An 18175-nucleotide genomic window follows, 5' to 3' on the forward strand; every position below is an offset into this window, starting at 1 on the left:
GTCAGCGGCTGCCGGCGGCGGCGCTGGCGGGGGCACTAGGGGCCACGGCGGACGCCGCCACAGCTGGCGCGTGCGGTACAACCTTGGACGGGTCACCCCCGTAGCGCCGGAACGTGCTGCGCAGTTCCGGGGATTCAGGCGCGTGGCGCAAGCCTTCTTCGATCAATTCACGGGCCGCATCTTTTTGTCCGGCCTTGAACAGCACATCAGCCCAGCCGGTGTAAGCAGGGGGATAACCTGGCTTGAGTTGGCGGGCGTTGTCGTAGGCGTCGAAGGCCTTGCTGAAGTTTTCCAGCTGTAAGGCCGCGTCGCCGATGCGCGCATAGACCTCTGGCTTCAAGCGGAAGTCGGCCGTGGCATTGCTGATCACGTACTCCAGGTCGTTGATGGCCGTAGTAACCAGATGAGCCCGCTTTTCCTTGTTGGGGGTCATGCTGGCACGTCGCAGGCTGACCAAGGCCCAGCAATAGTGGTGCACGTGCTTGAAGGTCTCGCCCATCCGACTGCCCCAGTACGCCCATTTGGGATGGGAAAAGGAATAGACGGGATAGTTCAGGCGGTCTTGGCAGAAGTCCGGCAGCAGCGAAATTTCACCTGCCGTGAAATTGCCCTGTTCGGCACTTCGGGCTGGCGCATGGAGTGTCAAGCACAGGACCGCAACCACCAGCATGGTGCCGTGGAGCAGACGAGGGCGGCGGATGGCGATACGGGTTGAGGACATGGCTTGCATTCAAGCATTGTCAGGGAGGTTCGGCGCTTGCGATGCTGCACCGTCTGGTGATTTGCGCAGTCTTTGCACGAGCTGCTGCAGCCGTGCGGCCCAGGGTCTGAGCAGTTCGGCCAACCGGTCTCGGATGTGGAAACGCAGACCCGGCCAAGTTCGCGGGTTGTACGCCACCCAGCCCCAGCGTTCGCGGCGTTGGCTGAGCCAGCGCTTCTTGTAGGCGTCGTCACCGATCAGATAGTCCACTTCCTTCACCTGATCGATGTCGATCACATGCTTCATCACTTCGGCCGTCAGCACGCTGCCGGGAGCGAAACGCTTGTACTCTTCGTCGTATGCCACCTTGTAGATGTCGGCCCGCCCATGGGCTGAAAGCCACAGCTGGGCGGCGATGGGCGTGTCGCCATGCCAAGCCAGGCCCAGGCGCAGCCAGCCACGTTGCGCGCATTTGCGCATCAGGTTGGGGATGAAGTCGGGGTAGGGCTCGGGCTTTTTCCAGCTGCGCGCGTAGACCGAGGCAAAGGCCTCCAGGCCACGCTCTAGATCGGCCGGGTCGCAGATCACCTCCAGCCGACCTTGTTCTTGCAGCAACTTCTTGCGCATGCGGCGGACCGTGCCGCGCAAGCTGCTGCTCAGCTGGTCGACAAAGGCCTCGCCACCAATGGTGATGGTCTGGAACCAGTTGCCGAAGCAGAAGTAGGGGTGGGTTTTCAAGCCAGCCTGGCGCATGCCTTCGCCCAGCATGCGGTAGGCGTCGGAATCATGGTCCAGGGGCGCAAAGTAGAGGGCATAGGTCTCGGGTCGCTGGGCCAGGATCAGCCGGAACATCTGCGCGATATCGGCAACTTGAGTCTCTGGGGCCAGCACCGGTGCGTACAGTGCGGTGTAGTAGTTGCCCAGCGCCACCAGGCGACCGTGGTGGGGCGCACGGTCCATCTCCATGCGAACGGGCAGCACGATCAAGGGCTTGCCATGGCGCCGCAGCACGTAAAAGCCCGGGTGGTCATCGGCCGTCATGACCGTGTCGAGCAGCACTTGGTACCAGTCCGAGCTGAACTGTGCCGATCGCCGCTCGGCTTGGGCCATCAAGGCTTTGACGTCTTCGGGAAACTCGCCCGGCTGTTTGTAGAGCTCCAAGGCGTCATCTGCTTGAGGCATGGTCGGGTCGAGCAAGGCTGGCGTGAAGAAACGCCGGGCTCGGCGTGCGGCGCTGAAGGTTCGTGCCATCAAGGCGTGGCGATACAGGCTGAAATGCAGGATCAGGCGAGTCTCGCTGCCCCAAGACAACAAGTCCTGGTCGGCATTGGTGTAGAACTCAATGCGTCGGCCCGGGTAGCGTTGGTGCAGGTTCCTAATGACAAACATCAGCAGTATCCTTCCCGGAGCCAGTTTGGCATAAGCCTCTGCATAGGTGGTCTTGAGAAAAACCACCGATTCGTTGCGCAGAATCACCAGGCGGGAGGCGACCATCTCGGCCCCCAGCCACATTTCAAACACCAGCGCTTTGCCCAGCTGGGCGAACTCGCGCATGATGTCCCGGTAGAAGTGTCCCTGCTCGTTGTCGGCAGTCAAGGCCGTTCCGGTGCTGCCTTTCCAGCCGCGCGATTCCAATGCGGCATAGCGAAGCACGGCGGCATCAATCTCGAGTGCCTGATCCACGATCCGGAACTCGGGCTGCAGCGCCTCTTCCTGCATGCGGCGTTCATAACGCCGCATATTGCTGGTCAGCTTTTTGTGTCGGCTGGCCCAGTAGCTCTCAAAGCTGCCAGTCATGGGGATGGCAATGGTGCGAGCATGCTCCAGCGTGCGGCTGGCCGCTCGCGGTGTTGCTTCGAGCCCGCCCGTTTGCGTGAAGCCCGTGTCGATGCACATCAGATCCAGCGCCCAGGCCGGCGAGGGCAGATGGCGCAACAGGTCTTGAGCGGCGGCCAGATCCGGCAGCAGGGCCGGGGCGATTTGAGCTTGGCTCGGCAAGAAGGTGGCCCAGGTGCCGAAGTCACGTCGCCGCAGCACCAGCATGGCGTCGGCCTTGCCTTCAAGGCGGCGCACGCAGAACAGCTCGCTGCCGTTGCCGAAATGGCGCAGCAGCTGATTGACGAATCCGCTCCAGAGCATGGGATGCGCGCGGAAGCTGCGGCTGTTCAGCTCATCCCATTCCGCACTGAACTCGCCGAGGCCACGTTGCAGTGCATGGCAGCTCCAAACGCCGCTCACGCGACGGCTCCCGCGTGGCTCAGTCCTGCGCCGTTCAAGCAGGCGTGCAGTGTCCGCTCCATCCATTGCCATTGACCCTCGCTCAAGCCTTGATGGCAGGGCAGGTGCAGCAGCCCTAGACGGTAGCGGCTGGCGGTGTCGCATGGCGAGGCCAGCTCATCGTCCCAGCGCCAGATCGGCAGACCGGCATGCTTCAGTACCGCAAAGTGTATTCCGGGGGCGTCCAGCAGCACAGGGAACATATAGGGCACACATACATCTGGCAGCGTTGCGTGCAGGGGCTGCAGTTGAGGCAGACCCTTGCACAGTGACAGCCAGCGCTGGAAGTTCTCGCGTCGGCGCTCGGTGACGAGCTTCAGCGGCGTGCGTTCGAGGATGAAACTGGAGATGGGCAGATGATGGCGACCCTCTTCGCTGGGCAAGTAGTGCGAGGAAATTCCCACGCAGTCCTCCTCCCACTCGCGCGCGGGGGCGGCGCTGGCTGCGGACTTGGGGTTTGGCGCCTTCCAGGCTGGCGCTCGGCCCGGTTGAGTCGCCCATCCGCGCAGCAGGGTTGCAGCCTGGCGCCAGCCTTGGCGCCCTGTGGCGGGCGGGGTGTCGGAAGCGTCCAGCGTCCCACCTTGCTTGGACCAGAGCAAACCCATCTCAGGCACGGGAATGAATTTGTAAGGGCTGGACACGGCAAAGTCGCCATGCGAGCCGATGCTTTCGGGCAAGCTGCTTGGCCCGAGCGCCAGGCAGTGCGAGCAGTCTTCGATCAGACGGAGCTGGTGCGTTGCGCACAGGGCCTGGAGGTCCTTGATGATCGCCACAGGCTGCGCAATGCCGAAGAAGTGGGTCAGCAGCAGGCAATCGCCGCTCTGCGGCTCGGCCTGGAGCAGCCGCTGCAGTGCCTGCACATCGACGGTCAAATCGGCCTTCAGCGGATAGAGAACGATGTCGGCACCGAGCCGCAAGCCGGGGTCTGCCATGGTGGGGCAGTGATAGCTCGGGACCAACAGCCGTTTGCCGGGTCCGAGCCCTGCGCGGCGAAGCGCTTCATGCAGCCCGTAGCGGCCGCGCAGAAAGACCTGTGTGCGCGTGGTATCCAGCGTCACACCATCTCGGCGCAGGAGGCTGAGTTGGCGGCGATCAACCGGCGCCAGCATCGGCACGGCCGCACGCGGGAAATTGCAAGGGCTGGCGTCGAAGCGCAAACGACGCAAGCCAGGCTCGGGGGCGCGACTCATGACCGAGCCGGATCTCGCGCCGCTGGCGAGCTGAGGTGCTGACGCAGCCAAGCGGCGGTCGCTTGGGCCACCTGATCGCGCGCCTGCGCATTCGAAAACGTGTGGTCGGCCTCGGGGAAATCGGCTCGCGTCACATGGGGAGCCTGCAGCAAGCCCTGCCAAGCCGCGTCGGCCTGCGCATGCTCCAGAAATTCCTTGGCGGTCAGGTCCCGTCCGCTCAGGATCAGCAGCAGTGGGGACTTCAGCTCCGTCCAGGCGAGCGCCATTTCTTGCTGGAAGTTCATGGAGGCTGCGGCGCGCGTGCCGGCTCCAGCCCCGCGCGCACGGCGCAAATTGCCGACCAAATCGCGGATGGCGGCGCCGGCAACCCGGCCACTGAGCAGCTTCTTCCAGAAGTCAGGTTGCTTGAGACGGTCCAGGTAGTAATGCTTGACGGTGGCCTTGGCGAGGCTGGCTTCGGAACGAACCCAGGGGTTGAGCAGGCACAGGCCCGCGATGCGTGGGTCGCGACTGCGCTGCCAGTACATCAGCGCCGCTGAAGCCGCATCGCACAAGCCCCAGATGACCACCCGGCGCAGGTCGGGGTGAGCACGTTGGAAGGCCTCAATGGCGGCGCCGATGTCGGGTGTGATCTGCTTGAAATCATGCAAGAGGCCGCTGCTGTCGCCCAAGCCCCGGTGGTCAAAACGCAGCACTGGGAAGCCCTGGCGCGCCAACTCACGAGCCAGCAATGTGAACTGGCGGTGGCTGCCGGCGCGGTACTGCGGGCCGCCCACCACCACCAGCACACCCAGATCATCCATGGTCGTGGCGGCAGGCGGCAGCGTCAGCACGGCCTGCAGGGTCTGTCCCTCGCAGTCGAAGCTCAGGCACTGCTGGCGGTAAGCGCTTGGCGTCACCGCACTCATGCCATCAGCTCCAGGGTGGTGGGCAGCAGATCCGGCGCGTCTTCGATTTCTGTCGTCTGCCAGAACGCGGGGCCAGCCACCACAGCGCTTTGCTGGCGGTAGCCGGCGTTCGCCCATTGCTGGCTCATGGTTTGTGAGGCGGGGCTCAGCTCTGGCGCCGTGCGTGAGATTTCGATCCAGGCCAGACGCGCTTCGCCATCGCCTTTGCGCTGCGGCGGTTTGAGGCTGGCGGCCTCCAGGCCCTGGGCCAGGGCGGGGGGCAGGCGATAACCGGCGATTTCCACGCATTCGCCCTGGGCCAAGGCTTGGCGCACTTGCTCGGCCATGCCTTTTTGCTGGCCGTCCATCATGGCGGCGGCGGTTTTCAAGCGAATGAATTGCTGGAGCACCAGCTTGCCTTGGGTGCTGGGTTGCCAGAACAGGAAATGGCAAGGTTCACTCAGCGCTTCGGCCAGCGCGGGGGCGAGCAGGCAGCCGGCACGCAGGCCCCAGAGAGTCAGGGGCGTTTCAGCGCCGACCTGGGCATTTAGATACTCGAGGCCCAGCAGGCAATCCTGAATCCAGCCCTGCCAGGAGGCATCGGCAAAGTCGCCATCGCTGTCGCCGCAGCCTTGCAGATCCAGCTGCAACACGGCGTAGCCGGCTTCGGCCAGCGCCCGCGCTTGCAGGGCGGCCATGCGCCGGCTTTTGTTCATCTCCTCCGCGAAAGGAGGGAGGTAGAGCACGCGCCCGCGAAGCGGACCCACAGGCCGGTGAAGCAGGGCATAGCGCTGGTCAGCGCTATGAGGGGCATCCAGGAATACGGCGTGCGGCGCGCTCATGCAGGCGTGGTTCAGCCGGCCAGCTTGGCGTCGACGAAGTCCACCAGCGAGCCAACGGTGGCGAAGGTCGCGCCGTCAATTTCATCGTCGTCGGTGACGATGCCCAGCTGTTCTTCCAGTCCGGTGATGAGGCTGACCACGGCCATCGAATCCAGCTCCGGCACGGCGCCCAGCAGAGGCGTTTCGCGGGTGAAGGTGGCGCTGCGGCCATCCAGACTCAGGACCTCGTCCAGAATCCTCAGGACATGCTTTTCTGTGCTCATTCGGCTGCTTCGGTTGTAGGGCGCGGGGATTGCGCCAGCGGGCATCGCCAGTGGCGTTGCGGCGCGCGATCTTATCAGGCCGAAATGGCGCGATTTCCCGGTGTCAGCCCCCCTGCTCCTGGGGGGAAGAGGTAGTTTTCACGCGCTGGGCGAAAGCGCAGCGGCCAATCGCGTGCACACTCCCGCCTGCTCGCGTGTGGTGCTGGGCATGATGGGCTCAGCCTGGAGGCCATGCGCTACATTTTGAGCTCTTGTTTTCTGGCCTGCCTATTTGCTTGGTGAAGCATGACTGAATCTAGTTCCGCGTCTGTTCGGGAAGCCCATTTGCTGCATGAGTTGATTCTGGTGAGCGCCGCGCGCACGCCCGATGCCCTGGCCTTGACGGCGGGCTCGACCCATTTGAGTTACGCGGAACTGGCTGAAAGTGTGCGTGTCTTCAGCGCCGGCCTGATGGCCACGGGCTTGGCTCGCGCCAGCCGCGTGGGTATCTATTTGGACAAGCGGGTCGAGACCGTGGTGGCCAGCTTTGCTGCGCCTGCCGCGGGCATGGTGTTCGTGCCCATGAATCCTTTGCTCAAGCCCGAGCAGGTCGGTTTCATCATGGCCGACTGTGCTGTTAGCGTGTTGCTCACCTCGCCCGAGCGTTACGCTTTGCTGCAACCCACACTCGCGCAAGGCAGCAGCCTGAAGCACATCGTGCTCACGGAAGGCGCTGCGGCCTCGCTGCCACCGCCGCCCGAGGGCGTTCGCCTGCACACCTGGGCCGAGTTCATGGCCGCCCCGTCCTGCGCCGGCCATCGCGTCATCGACACCGATGTGGTCGCCATCCTGTACACCTCGGGCTCCACCGGCCGCCCCAAGGGTGTGGTGCTCTCGCACCGCAATATGGTGGCCGGCGCCAAGAGCGTGGCCAGCTATCTGGAAAATCATGCGCAGGACACCTTGCTGGCCGCCTTGCCCCTGTCTTTCGATGCCGGCTTCAGCCAGCTGACCACGGCTTTCCATTCGGGTGCGCGCGTGGTGCTGCTCAATTATTTGATGCCCCGCGATGTGCTCAAGGCCATGGAGCGCGAGAAGGTCACCGGCCTCACTGCCGTGCCGCCGCTCTACATCCAGCTCTCGCAGCTGGAGTGGCCGGCCGCCATCAATGAGAACTTGCGCTACTTCGCCAACACCGGCGGTCGCATGCCGCGTGAAACCCTGGACCTGCTGCGCCAGCGCGTGCCGGGCGCCAAGCCTTTCCTGATGTACGGCCTGACTGAGGCCTTCCGCTCCACCTATCTGCCGCCGGAAGAGGTCGACCGCCGGCCCGATTCGATCGGCAAAGCCATTCCGAATGCCGAAATCTTGGTGCTGCGCGAGGACGGCAGTGAATGCGCGCCTGAGGAGCCGGGCGAGTTGGTGCATCGTGGTGCTCTGGTGGGCTTGGGCTATTGGAACGACGCCGAGAAGACGGCCGAGCGTTACAAGCTTCTGCCTGTAGGAGTGGCTGGGCGTGAAGGCGGCCTGCAACTGCCCGAGTACGCCGTGTTCTCGGGCGACAACGTGCGCCGTGATGCCGAAGGTTTCCTCTACTTCATTGGCCGCCGCGACGAGATGATGAAGACCTCGGGCTACCGCGTCAGCCCGACCGAGGTCGAGGAAATCCTTTACGCCACCAAGCTGGTCGGTGAATGCGTAGCCTTCGGCGTGGACCATCCGACCTTGGGGCAGGCCATCCAGGTCATCGCCACGCCGCCGGCCGGAGCGGAAACGCTGGACTTGGCCGCGCTGCAAGCGCAGTGCCGCCTGCACATGCCAGCCTATATGGTGCCGGCTGGCATCGAAGCCCAGCCCGGCCCGCTGCCGCGCAACCCCAATGGCAAGATCGACCGCAAGCTGCTGTCCACCGCCTGGGTTGAGCGTCAGCAGACGTCGGCCTGATCGACCGCAGAGCCGTCACCCATTCAAAGAAGACGTTCCCGAACCCATCATGTCTGACGCCACGCCCACCCCCAAGCGCGCCCCGGTGCACGCCCCCATGACCCAGTTCCCGCAAGCGGCCGATGGTTCGCTGCAGATCGGCGGTCAGAGCCTCAGCCTGCTGGCCGAGCGCGTGGGCCAGACACCGTTCTATGCCTATGACCGCGGCCTGTTGCGCGAGCGCGTGGCCCAGCTGCGCGCCGCCTTGCCCAAGCAGGTCAAGTTGCACTACGCCATGAAGGCGAATCCTCTGCCTGCCGTGGTGGGCTGGATGGCCGGTCTGGTCGATGGCATCGATGTGGCTTCGGCCGGGGAGCTGCAGGTGGCACTCAATGCCGGCGCCGATCCGGTCGAGATCAGCTTTGCCGGTCCCGGCAAGCGAGACATCGAGCTCCATCAGGCCGTGGCGGCTGGTGTGCTGGTCAATGTGGAGTCAGCACGAGAGCTGCCAGTGCTGGCCGCTGCGTCCAAGCGGTATGGCCTGCCGGCCCGCGTGGCCGTGCGCGTCAACCCCGACTTCGAGCTCAAGGGCTCGGGCATGAAGATGGGCGGCGGCCCCAAGCAGTTCGGCATCGACACCGAGCAGATGCCGGAGCTGCTGGCCGAAATCGGCCGTCTGGGGCTGGCGTTTGAAGGCTTCCACCTGTTCGCCGGTTCGCAGAATCTGAAGCCCGAGTCCATTTGCGAAGCACAGCAAAAATCCTATGAACTGGCCCTGCGCCTGGCAGCTTTGGCGCCTTCGCCGGTCAAATTCCTGAATCTGGGTGGTGGCTTCGGCATCACCTACTTCCCGGGTGAACAAGTGCTGGACCTGGCCCCGATTGGCGCCAATCTGCAGCAGCTGGTCGAGCGTGCGGCCGTCGAGATGCCGCAAGCGCATCTGGTCATCGAGCTGGGCCGTTATCTGGTCGGCGAGGCTGGTGTCTATGTGACCCGCATCGTCGACCGCAAGGTCTCGCGCGGCCAGACCTATCTGGTCACCGATGGCGGTTTGAACCACCATTTGTCGGCCTCGGGCAATTTCGGCCAGGTTATCCGCAAGAACTACCCGGTCACCATCGTGCGCCAACTTGGCGGCGCGCCGTTCAGCGAGCGCGAGACCGCCTCGGTGGTCGGGCCGCTGTGCACGCCGCTGGACTTGCTGGCCGACCGCATGGACCTGCCGGTGGCCGAGATCGGCGATCTGGCTGTGGTGTTCCAGTCGGGGGCTTACGGCGCGAGCGCCAGTCCGGAGCACTTCCTGGGCCACCCGCGCTGCGTGGAAGTGCTGGTCTGATCTCGGTGTTCAGGCATTGATGCGCAGCCAGGTGGTCTTCAACTCTGTGTACTTGTCGAAGGCATGGAGTGACTTGTCCCGCCCATTGCCGCTTTGCTTGTAGCCGCCGAAGGGCACGGTCAGGTCGTCCTCGTCGTACTGGTTGACGTGCACCGTGCCGGCGCGCAGGGCGCGGGCGACGCGGTGGGCGCGGTCGATATGGCTGCTCCAGACGCTTGCCTGCAGGCCGTAAGGGCTGTCATTGGCCAGGCGAACGGCCTCGGCTTCGTCCTTGAAACGCAACACGCTCATCACCGGGCCGAAGATCTCCTCGCGGGCAATCTTCATGGCCGGCGTCACGCCGTCAAAGATGGTGGGTGCGACGAAGTAACCGCCAGTTTCAACGCGCTGCTGCTCGCCGCCGACGACAGCGCGCGCGCCCTCGCTGCGGCCCGATTCGATATAGCCCATCACCGTGCCGAGCTGCCCGGCGTCCACCAGGGCGCCCATCACGGTCTTCGGGTCCAGCGGGTCGCCGGCTTGGTACTTGGGTGCTTCGGCGGCCAACAATGCCAGGAACTCGTCGGCGATGCTGTCATGCACCAGCACGCGTGAGGGCGCATTGCAGCTCTCACCCTGGTTGAAGAACATGCTGCCGGCCACGGTCTTGGCCGCGCGTGGCAGGTCGTCGAAATCGGGAAAGACCAGGAAGGCTGATTTGCCACCCAACTCGTTGTAAACCCGCTTGAGGTTGCTGCGGCCCGCGTACTCCAACATCTTGCGGCCGACCCGGGTCGAGCCAGTGAAACCGATGGCGTCCACGTCCATGTGCAGAGCCAGGGCCTCGCCGGCCTCGTGGCCGTAGCCGGGCACGACATTGAAGACGCCCGGGGGCAGGCCGGCTTCCAGTGCCAGTTCGGCCAGGCGCAGCGCCGTCAGCGGGGACTTTTCGCTGGGTTTGAGCACCACCGAGTTGCCCGCGGCCAGGGCCGGCCCTAGCTTCCAGGCGGCCATGATCATGGGGTAGTTCCAGGGCACGATGGCGCCGATCACACCCATGGGCTCGCGCTGGATCAGGGCCAGCGCATTGGGGCCGGTGGGCGCGATCTCGTCGTAGATCTTGTCCACGGCCTCGGCATACCAGGCGATGCAGCGTGCCGTCGAGGGCACGTCCACCGCCAGCGCGTACTGGATGGGCTTGCCCATGTCCAGGGTTTCCAGCAGGGCCAGTTCTTCCTTGGCCGCCAGAATTTTCTCGGCAAAGGCCAGCAGCACGCGCTTGCGCGCGGCCGGGGCGCGGCGGGACCAGCGGCCGTCGTCAAAGGCCGCCCTGGCCGAAGCCACGGCGGCGTCGATGTCGGCCGCCTGTCCGCGCGAAACCAGCCCCAAGCTTTTGCCGTCGAGCGGAGAGATGCAGTCGAACTGCAAGCCGGCCAGCGTGTCCCGGCGTTGCCCTTCGATCACCGGGCGGCCGTCGATCTTGAGGGCGGCGGCGCGTTCATGCCAGTTGATGGCGGCAGGGCTGGGGCGGTTCATGGTCGAGAGGCTTTCGGTGCGGGGTTCAGAGGATTCAGGGAATTCAGAATTTGACCACCATGGCCGCGCCCAGCAAGCTGTTGCTCTTGCGGAAGCTGCCGTCCTTGACCTGTTCGAACACGCTGACATTGGCGCGGTCCAGGCGGTATTCGAGCTTGAAGCTGGTGTTCAGGTCGTAGAGGTAATTCAGGCCCAGAGAAAGCGCCGTGCGGGTGGCACCTTTTTCGGCGTCGCCGAAGATCAGCTCGCCACTGTCCACGTCACGGCCGACAATGGCCGGGCCGATGCCATTGCGCGGGTCGGCGCCATAACCGAGCAGGCCGCCGCCATGCTTGTCGTTCTTCAGCCAGTCCAGCCGGGCAATGCCCTCGACGCGCGGCGAGAACTTGTAAGCCGCCAGGCCCGAGAGGCCCAGCCATTGGGCGGTGCGCAAGGCGCCGGTTTCTGGGTCGGGCGTGATGGCGGCGCGCTTTTGCTGGCCCAGGCTGAGCTGGCCTTGCACGGTCCAATCGCCGCGGATGAAATAGCCGTCCAACTCGAACAGGTGCAGCTCGGTGTTGCCGGTGCCGCCGACACCATTGGCCGCCTTGCCGTGCACGCCGGCGAAGCCGAAGCCTTGGAATTCGCCGCGGGCGTAGTCGACCCGGTAAGCCAGCACCGGTGCTTTTTCGCCGGACGGCAGCTTGGAGGCATTCATATTGGCGAGCACGGCCTTGCTGATCCACTTGCCGCGAGTCAGCTCGATGCCGGCGCCGGTGTAGGCGGTGGGCAGGGTGAAGTCGAACAGCAGGTTGTGGGTGATCAGCTTGTTCTGAGTCGGCGGCAGGTACTCGTAGCCAGACCAATCCGGGATGTGGCCAGCGATCATGCGGGTCTGCAGGTCACCGAGCGGCACCGAGACCGAGGCCTCCTGGACGATGCCGCCATTGCCGATGACGGCATCGGTGCCGCGGTTGGGTGAGAGGGTCAGGCGCCAGCGCGTGCCGTTCTCGGTCTCCTTCTGCAGGTCCAGGGCCAAGGTGCCCATGTACGAGTTGTCGTAGTTGAATCCGTCATCGGCGACATTGTTCAGAAACTGGAAGCTGGCCCGGTTCTGTGCGCGGTTGTAGATGTAGGTCGGCTCCATATAGCCGCTGAACTTCAGGCCCTTGGTGCCCATGGCCTCGGCGTTGTCTTCCAGGGCCTCGGTCTTGACGGCGATGCGGTTGAACTCCTGGACCTGCTGCGGTGTCATGCCCCACTGTGCTGTCGTGGGCGCCGGCGCTGCGGTTTTCTGCTCCGCGGCCTTCAGCTTGTCTTCCAACTGGCCCACACGCTCCTTGAGCGCGCGCAGCTCTTTCAGCAGTTCTTCATTGCTCTGGGCCCGCGCGGCGCCAGGGTAGGCTGCCAGGAGAGCCAGGCTCAGTGCGGCCAGCAGGGGGGCGACGGTCTTTGCATGCGAGTGGGGTTTCATGGCATCGGCTCCTTGGTTTTGTGGGTCGGTTTCAGCCGCCGCGCTGGGCGGCTGCCATATCGAGGCTGCGCCGGCGTTCGGCGCGTGCAATCAGGTAACTGGCCAGCACCACGCCCAGGGCCACCAGCACGATGATGACGGTGGCCACGGCATTGATGCTGGGGCTGACACCCAGGCGGGCGCGCGAGAAGATCACCAGGGGCAGGGTGGTGGAACCCGGCCCGCTCAGGAAGGCCGACAGCACCACATCGTCCAACGACAGGGTGAAGGTCAGCAGCCAGGCCGAGAGCATGGACTGCGTGATCATGGGCAGGGTCACCAGCGCAAACACCTGCAGTGGCCGAGCGCCCAAGTCCATGGCGGCTTCTTCCAGCTGAGGGTTCAGCTCGGACAGGCGAGCCTGGATCACCACCGTGGCATAGGCCATGCCAAGCAGCAGATGACCCAGCCAGATGGTCAGGGCGCCCCGCTCCGGGAAGCCCAGTGCGCGCTGCAGCGACACCAGCATCAGCAGCAAGGACAGGCCAACGATGACTTCGGGCATCACCAAGGGCGCATTGACCATGCCGGCGAACAAGGTGCGCCCCTTGAAGCGCTTGTATTTGACCAGGGCAAAGGCCGCAAAGGTGCCCAGCAGCACCGAGGCGCAGGCGGTGGCAAAGGCGATCTCCAGCGAGAGCTTGAGGCCGCTGAGCAACTCGCTGTCCTGCGCCAGCTCGACATACCACTTGAAGGTGAAGCCGCCCCAGACCGAGGGCAGCTTGGAGTCGTTGAAGGAGTAAAGGATCAGGGTGAAGATGGGCAGGTAGAGAAAGGCGAACACCAGGCCCAGCCAGCTGCGCGCGAACCACCGAGTGGCCTTGGGGCCGAGCAGGGCGCGGTTCATGGCTGGCCTCCTTTGCCGCGGCCAGCGGCCGGCCCGGCCTGGCTTTCCGCCTGGTAGCGGTTGAACAAAGCCAAGGGCACGATGATCAGCAGAATCATCACCACAGCCACGCTGGAGGCCATGGGCCAGTCGTTGTTAGAGAAAAACTCGTCCCAGAGCACGCGACCTATCATCAGGGTCTGCGGCCCGCCCAGCAGCTCGGGAATGACGAACTCACCCACACAAGGGATGAAGACCAACATGGCGCCGGCAATGATGCCCGCCTTGGACAAGGGCACGGTGATGCGCCAGAAGGCCTGCCAGGGCGTGGCGCCGAGGTCGCTGGCCGCCTCCAGCAGGCGCAGGTCCATCTTGGCCAGGTTGGCGTAGAGCGGCAACACCATGAAGGGCAGGTAGGTGTAGACCATGCCCACCACCAGGGAGAAGGGCGTGTTCAGCAGCTTGCCCAGCGCTGGAATCATGCCGGCCGAGTACAGCAGCTGATCCAGCCCCAGGCCGGTGATCGCTTCGGCCACCCAGCCATGTTCGCCCAGCAGGCCTTTCCAGGCATACACGCGCAGCAGGAAGCTGGTCCAGAAGGGCAGCATCACCAGCATCAGCAGGGCCGGCTGCAGACTGGCCCGGGCGCGCGCCATGAAGTAGGCAAAGGGGTAGCCGATCAGCAAGCAGCCCGCCGTGGTGATGGCCGCGTACTTGAGGCTGGCCAGATAAGCCTTGAAGTAGAGCTCGTCCTGGGTGATGAAAATGTAGTTGCTGGTCTTGATGGCGATGCGCAGCATGCCGTCGGCATAACTGAGCAGGTCTTTGAAGTGCACTGTCTCCATCTCGGAGACACTGATCTTCAGGACGATCAGGAAGGGCAGCGCAAAGAAAGCCAGCAGCCAGGCGTAGGGCAGGGCGATGACGGCGCTGCGGCCAGAGAGCAGCTTGGCCCTCATTGGGTCAGTACCACCTGGGCCGTGGGCGACCAGTGGGCCCAGACTTGCTGGTCCCAGCTCAGCGGGTCGGCGCGGTGGCGCTCCAGATTGCTTTCGCTGACCTTGATCACCTGGCCGCTGGGCAGTTGCAGGTGATAGACAGTGAAGGCGCCGAAGTAGGACAGGTCGCGTACCGTGGCCCGCACCTGATTGAACTCGCCTTCGGGTTTCTCGCTGCTGAGGCGGATCTTCTCGGGCCGCAGCGCGACGCTGACCGCCATGCCGGCCGTGCCGGTGATGCCATGGCCGACGTAGTGCTGGCAGTCCGCGCAATCGATGACCACATGGTCGGGCTCGTCGACGCTGAGCTGGCCCTCCATCAAGTTGACGTTGCCGATGAAGTCGGCCACGAAGCGGGTGGCAGGGGTCTCGTAGATGTCGGCCGGTGCACCCACTTGCAGGATGCGGCCCTCGCTCATCACGGCGATGCGGGTGGCCATGGTCATGGCCTCTTCCTGGTCGTGCGTCACCATCACGCAGGTCACGCCCACGCTCTCGATGATGTTGACCAGCTCGATCTGGGTTTGCTCGCGCAGCTTCTTGTCGAGCGCGCCCAGCGGCTCGTCGAGCAGCAGCAGCTGTGGCTTCTTGGCCAGGCTGCGCGCCAGAGCCACGCGCTGCTGCTGGCCGCCTGAGAGCTGGTGGGGCTTGCGCTTGGCGTACTTGCCCAGCTGCACCAGCTTGAGCATGGCCTCGACGCGGCTGGCGATTTCGTCCTTGGGCAGGCCGTCTCGGCGCAAGCCGAAGGCGATGTTGTCCCAGACGCTCAGGTGGGGGAACAGCGCATAGCTCTGGAACATCATATTGATGGGCCGGGCATAGGGCGGCAGACCCGCCAGGTCCTGGCCGTTCAGGATGATGCGACCACTGCTCGGCGTCTCGAAACCGGCCAGCATGCGCAGCAAGGTGGTCTTGCCGCAGCCCGAGGAGCCGAGCAGGGCGAAGATCTCACCCTTGGCGATGTCGATGGACACCCGGTCTACGGCGACAGCCCCGCCGCCGAAGTCCTTGACCACGTTGTCGATTTGCAGGTAGTTGGTGGACATGGGGGGAAGAGGTGAATGGGTGAACAGGTGAACGGGTGAGTCGTGAGTCGTGAGTCGTGAGTCGTGAGTCGTGAATCGTGAATCGTGAATCGTGAATCGTGAATCGTGAATGGCGAGTTCCGGGGCGGCTGCGCGAGGTTGTGGTTCACCTGTTCACCCATTCACTTGTTCACTCCTCCCGACTCACAGCCCCGTCTTGAAGCTCGTAAAGATCCGCGTCATCTGACGCCGCACATCGTTGTTGATGGCATCGGGCGCGGCCATCTTCTTCATGTCGCTGTCGCTGAGGAAGACGCTGGGGTTGTTGGCCACATCGGGCTTGACGAACTTCTTGGCCTCTTTGTTCGGGTTGGCGTAGAAGACCTTGTTGGTCAGGCCGGCGTGGACCTCGGGGCGCAGGATGTAGTTGATGAATTTGTGGGCATTGCCAGGGCGCGGTGCGTCGGCCGGGATCACCATCACGTCCATGAAGATGATGCCGCCGGTCTTGGGGATCAGGGCCTCGATCTTTTGGCCGGTCTTGCCGTCGATGGCGCGCTGGCGGGCGATGTTGATGTCGCCGGAGTAGCCCATGGCCACGCACAAGGAACCATTGGCCAAGTCGTTGATATAGCCCGAGGAGCTGAACAAGCTGACATGGGGGCGCACGGCCTTGAGCAAAGCGGGCACGGCGGCAAAGTCGCCGACATTCTTGGTGTAGGGCGGCTTGCCCAGGTAGTGCAGGGCGGCAGGCACCACCTCGGTGGCGGAGTCCAGGAAGCTGACGCCGCAGCTCTTCACCTTGGCCATGTACTCGGGCTTGAAGATCAGGTCCCAGGCGTTTTCGGGCATGGGCATGCCGCCGAGTGCAGCCTTGACCTTGTCGACATTGATGCCCACGGTCGAGAAACCCCAGAGCCAGTTGACGAAGAACTCATTGCCTGGGTCCAGCTTGGACAGCTGAGCCTGCACCTCGGGGTCCAGGTTTTTGTAGTTGGGGATCAGGCTCTTGTCGATCTTGCGCAGCAAGCCACCGTCGGCCTGCATCTTGGCCCAGTAGCTGGAGGGCACGACGATGTCGTAGCCGGTCTTGCCCGCCACCAGCTTGGCATGGACGATTTCGTTGTTGTCGAAATTGTCATAACGCACCTTGATGCCGGTTTCCTTCTCGAAGTTCCGGATCGTGTCCTCCGCGATGTAGTCGGACCAGTTGTAGACGTTCAGGACCTTCTCTTCCTCCTGCGCCCGGGCCGGGCCGGCCGCAGCCAGCAAGGCAAGAGCCGGGGTGAGTGCACAGACGAGGCGACGCAGGGCGGGCGACAGTTTCATGGTGTGGAGTTCCCGAAAAGTTCAGTCAATGACAGGACGAAAGGAAGGATGAAGAGAGGTATGAAAACCGGATCGACTGCGCCACAGTCTAGGCATTGGCCAGGCCTCGCCCATTGGCCAAAACCCGGGGCTGTGGCTGGAGCGGTGCATGTTCACAGCCAGCCGCGCTTGCCCAGGTCCTCAAAGGTCAGGTCCAGGCAGCGGCGGATCAAGACCATCATTTCGTCGACCTGGGCGCGTGTCATCACCAGCGGTGGCGCCACGATCATGCGGTCGCCGACGGCGCGCATGATCAGGCCGTTGCCGAAGCAATGGCCGCGGCAGACCATGCCCACTTCGAGCGCGCCGTCGAAGGGCGTTGCCGTGGCTTTGTCCTTGACCAACTGGACCGCGGCCATCATTCCGCAGCTTTGCGTTTCGCCGACCAGCGGGTGCCCGTCCAATTCGGCGATGCGCTGGGCCAGATAAGGGCCGATGTCCTCGCGCACATGGCGCACCACATCTTGTTCGCGCAGCAGGCGGATATTGGCCAGTGCCACGGCACAGGCGGTCGGGTGGCCCGAGTAGGTGAAGCCGTGGTTGAACTCGCCGCCTTGTTCGATCAGCACGCGCGCCACGCGCTCGCCCACCATCACCCCGCCGAGCGGGATGTAGCCCGAGGTGACGCCTTTGGCGAAGGTCATCAGGTCCGGTTTGCTGCCCATGGTTTCGCAGCCGAACCAATGACCGGTGCGGCCGAAACCGCAGATCACTTCGTCGCTGACCAGCAGAATCCCGTACTTGTCGCAGATGCGCTGGATCTCGGGCCAGTAGCTGGCCGGCGGCACGATTACGCCGCCCGCACCCTGCACCGGCTCGCCGATGAAGGCCGCCACCTTGTCGGCACCAAGCTCGAGGATCTTGGACTCAAGCCAGCCCGCGGCCTTGAGCCCGAACGATTCACGGCTGAGCCCGGCCGTTTCACCGCGCAGGCCGGCGCCATGCTCGAACCAATGGGGCTGATCGATGTGGCTGATGTTGGGAATCGGCAGGCCGCCCTGGGCATGCATGCCGCTCATGCCGCCCAGCGAAGCCCCGGCCATGGTCGAGCCGTGGTAGCCGTTCTTGCGGCCGATGATGACCTGGCGCTCGGGCTGACCCAGCACATCCCAGTAGCGTCGCACCATGCGCACAATCGTGTCGTTACCTTCCGAGCCCGAGCTGGTGAAGAATACATGCTGGAACTGCGGCGGGCTGATCTCGGCCAGCACTTCGGCCAACTCGATCGCCGGTGTGGTGGCGGTCTGGAAGAAGGCGTTGTAGAAGGGGAGCTCCTTCATTTGCGCGGCGGCCGCGTCGATCAGGCTTTGCTGGCCGTAGCCGACGTTGACACACCACAGGCCGCTCATGGCGTCGAGGATTTTGTGGCCTTCGCTGTCCCAGAGGTAGATGTTCTCGGCGCGGCTGATGATGCGCGCGCCTTTGCCGGCCAGGCCCTTGAAATCGGTGAAGGGATGGAGGAAGTGGCGGCTGTCGGCCGCCTGCCAGTCTTTCGTCGAGCGGCCTGCCGTGTCCGCAAGCGGCTGGTTGTGCAAGGTGTTCATGAGTTTTCCT

Annotated in this window: 15 protein-coding genes; 2 read left to right on the top strand and 13 right to left on the bottom strand. The window is 64.2% G+C overall.

Translation table 11 applies throughout. From position 1 onward, the window contains the following. Position 1: 1 nt before the first annotated feature. The 6 genes from ACQY39_RS14795 to ACQY39_RS14820 are packed head-to-tail and all read right to left on the bottom strand — an operon-like array spanning position 2 to position 6159. Positions 2-721: a tetratricopeptide repeat protein gene (locus ACQY39_RS14795; protein WP_428507463.1), complete on the bottom strand. Its 720-nt coding sequence runs from the start codon at positions 719-721 to the stop codon at positions 2-4. 9 nt (positions 722-730) lie between these two features. After that, a complete protein-coding gene (locus ACQY39_RS14800) occupies positions 731-2938 on the bottom strand; it encodes a GNAT family N-acetyltransferase (protein WP_428507465.1) in 2208 nt (735 codons plus the stop codon). After that, positions 2935-4167: a DegT/DnrJ/EryC1/StrS family aminotransferase gene (locus tag ACQY39_RS14805; protein WP_428507467.1), complete on the bottom strand. Its 1233-nt coding sequence runs from the start codon at positions 4165-4167 to the stop codon at positions 2935-2937. The genes ACQY39_RS14800 and ACQY39_RS14805 overlap by 4 nt, the downstream gene beginning before the upstream one ends. After that, positions 4164-5075, bottom strand: a complete 912-nt coding sequence (locus ACQY39_RS14810; RefSeq protein ID WP_428507469.1) for a hydrolase 1, exosortase A system-associated — start codon at positions 5073-5075, stop codon at positions 4164-4166. The genes ACQY39_RS14805 and ACQY39_RS14810 overlap by 4 nt, the downstream gene beginning before the upstream one ends. Continuing rightward, on the bottom strand, positions 5072-5896 hold the full coding sequence (locus ACQY39_RS14815) for a hydrolase 2, exosortase A system-associated (RefSeq protein ID WP_428507471.1): 825 nt from the start codon (positions 5894-5896) through the stop codon (positions 5072-5074). The genes ACQY39_RS14810 and ACQY39_RS14815 overlap by 4 nt, the downstream gene beginning before the upstream one ends. Before the next feature lie 11 nt (positions 5897-5907). After that, positions 5908-6159: an acyl carrier protein gene (locus ACQY39_RS14820; RefSeq protein ID WP_428507473.1), complete on the bottom strand. Its 252-nt coding sequence runs from the start codon at positions 6157-6159 to the stop codon at positions 5908-5910. 285 nt (positions 6160-6444) lie between these two features. Between ACQY39_RS14820 and ACQY39_RS14825 the strand changes: the two genes are divergently transcribed. Together ACQY39_RS14825 and ACQY39_RS14830 are read left to right on the top strand one after the other, a co-directional pair. Further along, positions 6445-8082 carry an acyl-CoA ligase (AMP-forming), exosortase A system-associated gene (locus tag ACQY39_RS14825; RefSeq protein WP_428507475.1) on the top strand — a complete coding sequence of 546 codons (1638 nt, stop codon included), beginning with the start codon at positions 6445-6447 and terminating at the stop codon, positions 8080-8082. A 49-nt stretch (positions 8083-8131) separates the two neighbouring features. Next, the gene (locus ACQY39_RS14830; protein WP_428507477.1) at positions 8132-9397 is read left to right on the top strand and encodes a pyridoxal-dependent decarboxylase, exosortase A system-associated; all 1266 of its coding nucleotides are present in this window, start codon (positions 8132-8134) and stop codon (positions 9395-9397) included. Positions 9398-9406: 9 nt separating this feature from the next. Here ACQY39_RS14830 and ACQY39_RS14835 read toward each other — a convergent pair whose 3' ends face one another. The 7 genes from ACQY39_RS14835 to ACQY39_RS14865 form a co-directional block, all read right to left on the bottom strand. Then, positions 9407-10912 (bottom strand): aldehyde dehydrogenase, encoded by a 1506-nt coding sequence (locus tag ACQY39_RS14835; RefSeq protein ID WP_428507479.1) that lies wholly within the window; start codon positions 10910-10912, stop codon positions 9407-9409. 43 nt (positions 10913-10955) lie between these two features. Beyond that, positions 10956-12365: a DUF3138 family protein gene (locus ACQY39_RS14840; RefSeq protein WP_428507481.1), complete on the bottom strand. Its 1410-nt coding sequence runs from the start codon at positions 12363-12365 to the stop codon at positions 10956-10958. 31 nt (positions 12366-12396) lie between these two features. Beyond that, the gene (locus ACQY39_RS14845; protein WP_428507483.1) at positions 12397-13251 is read right to left on the bottom strand and encodes an ABC transporter permease; all 855 of its coding nucleotides are present in this window, start codon (positions 13249-13251) and stop codon (positions 12397-12399) included. Continuing rightward, on the bottom strand, positions 13248-14189 hold the full coding sequence (locus ACQY39_RS14850; protein ID WP_428507485.1) for an ABC transporter permease subunit: 942 nt from the start codon (positions 14187-14189) through the stop codon (positions 13248-13250). Before ACQY39_RS14850 ends, ACQY39_RS14845 begins: the two co-directional genes overlap by 4 nt. Further along, complete coding sequence (locus ACQY39_RS14855) at positions 14186-15274, bottom strand: ABC transporter ATP-binding protein (protein ID WP_263563518.1); 1089 nt, start codon at positions 15272-15274, stop codon at positions 14186-14188. Before ACQY39_RS14855 ends, ACQY39_RS14850 begins: the two co-directional genes overlap by 4 nt. A 183-nt stretch (positions 15275-15457) precedes the next feature. Then, positions 15458-16582 (bottom strand): polyamine ABC transporter substrate-binding protein, encoded by a 1125-nt coding sequence (locus ACQY39_RS14860; protein WP_428507488.1) that lies wholly within the window; start codon positions 16580-16582, stop codon positions 15458-15460. Between the two features lie 152 nt (positions 16583-16734). Next, positions 16735-18165, bottom strand: coding sequence for an aspartate aminotransferase family protein (locus tag ACQY39_RS14865; protein ID WP_428507490.1), 1431 nt, complete (start codon positions 18163-18165; stop codon positions 16735-16737). Positions 18166-18175: the final 10 nt, after the last annotated feature.

Origin of the sequence: Roseateles sp., assembly GCF_965262435.1 — a bacterium.
In the GTDB taxonomy this organism is placed as follows: Bacteria; Pseudomonadota; Gammaproteobacteria; order Burkholderiales; family Burkholderiaceae_C; genus Paucibacter_A.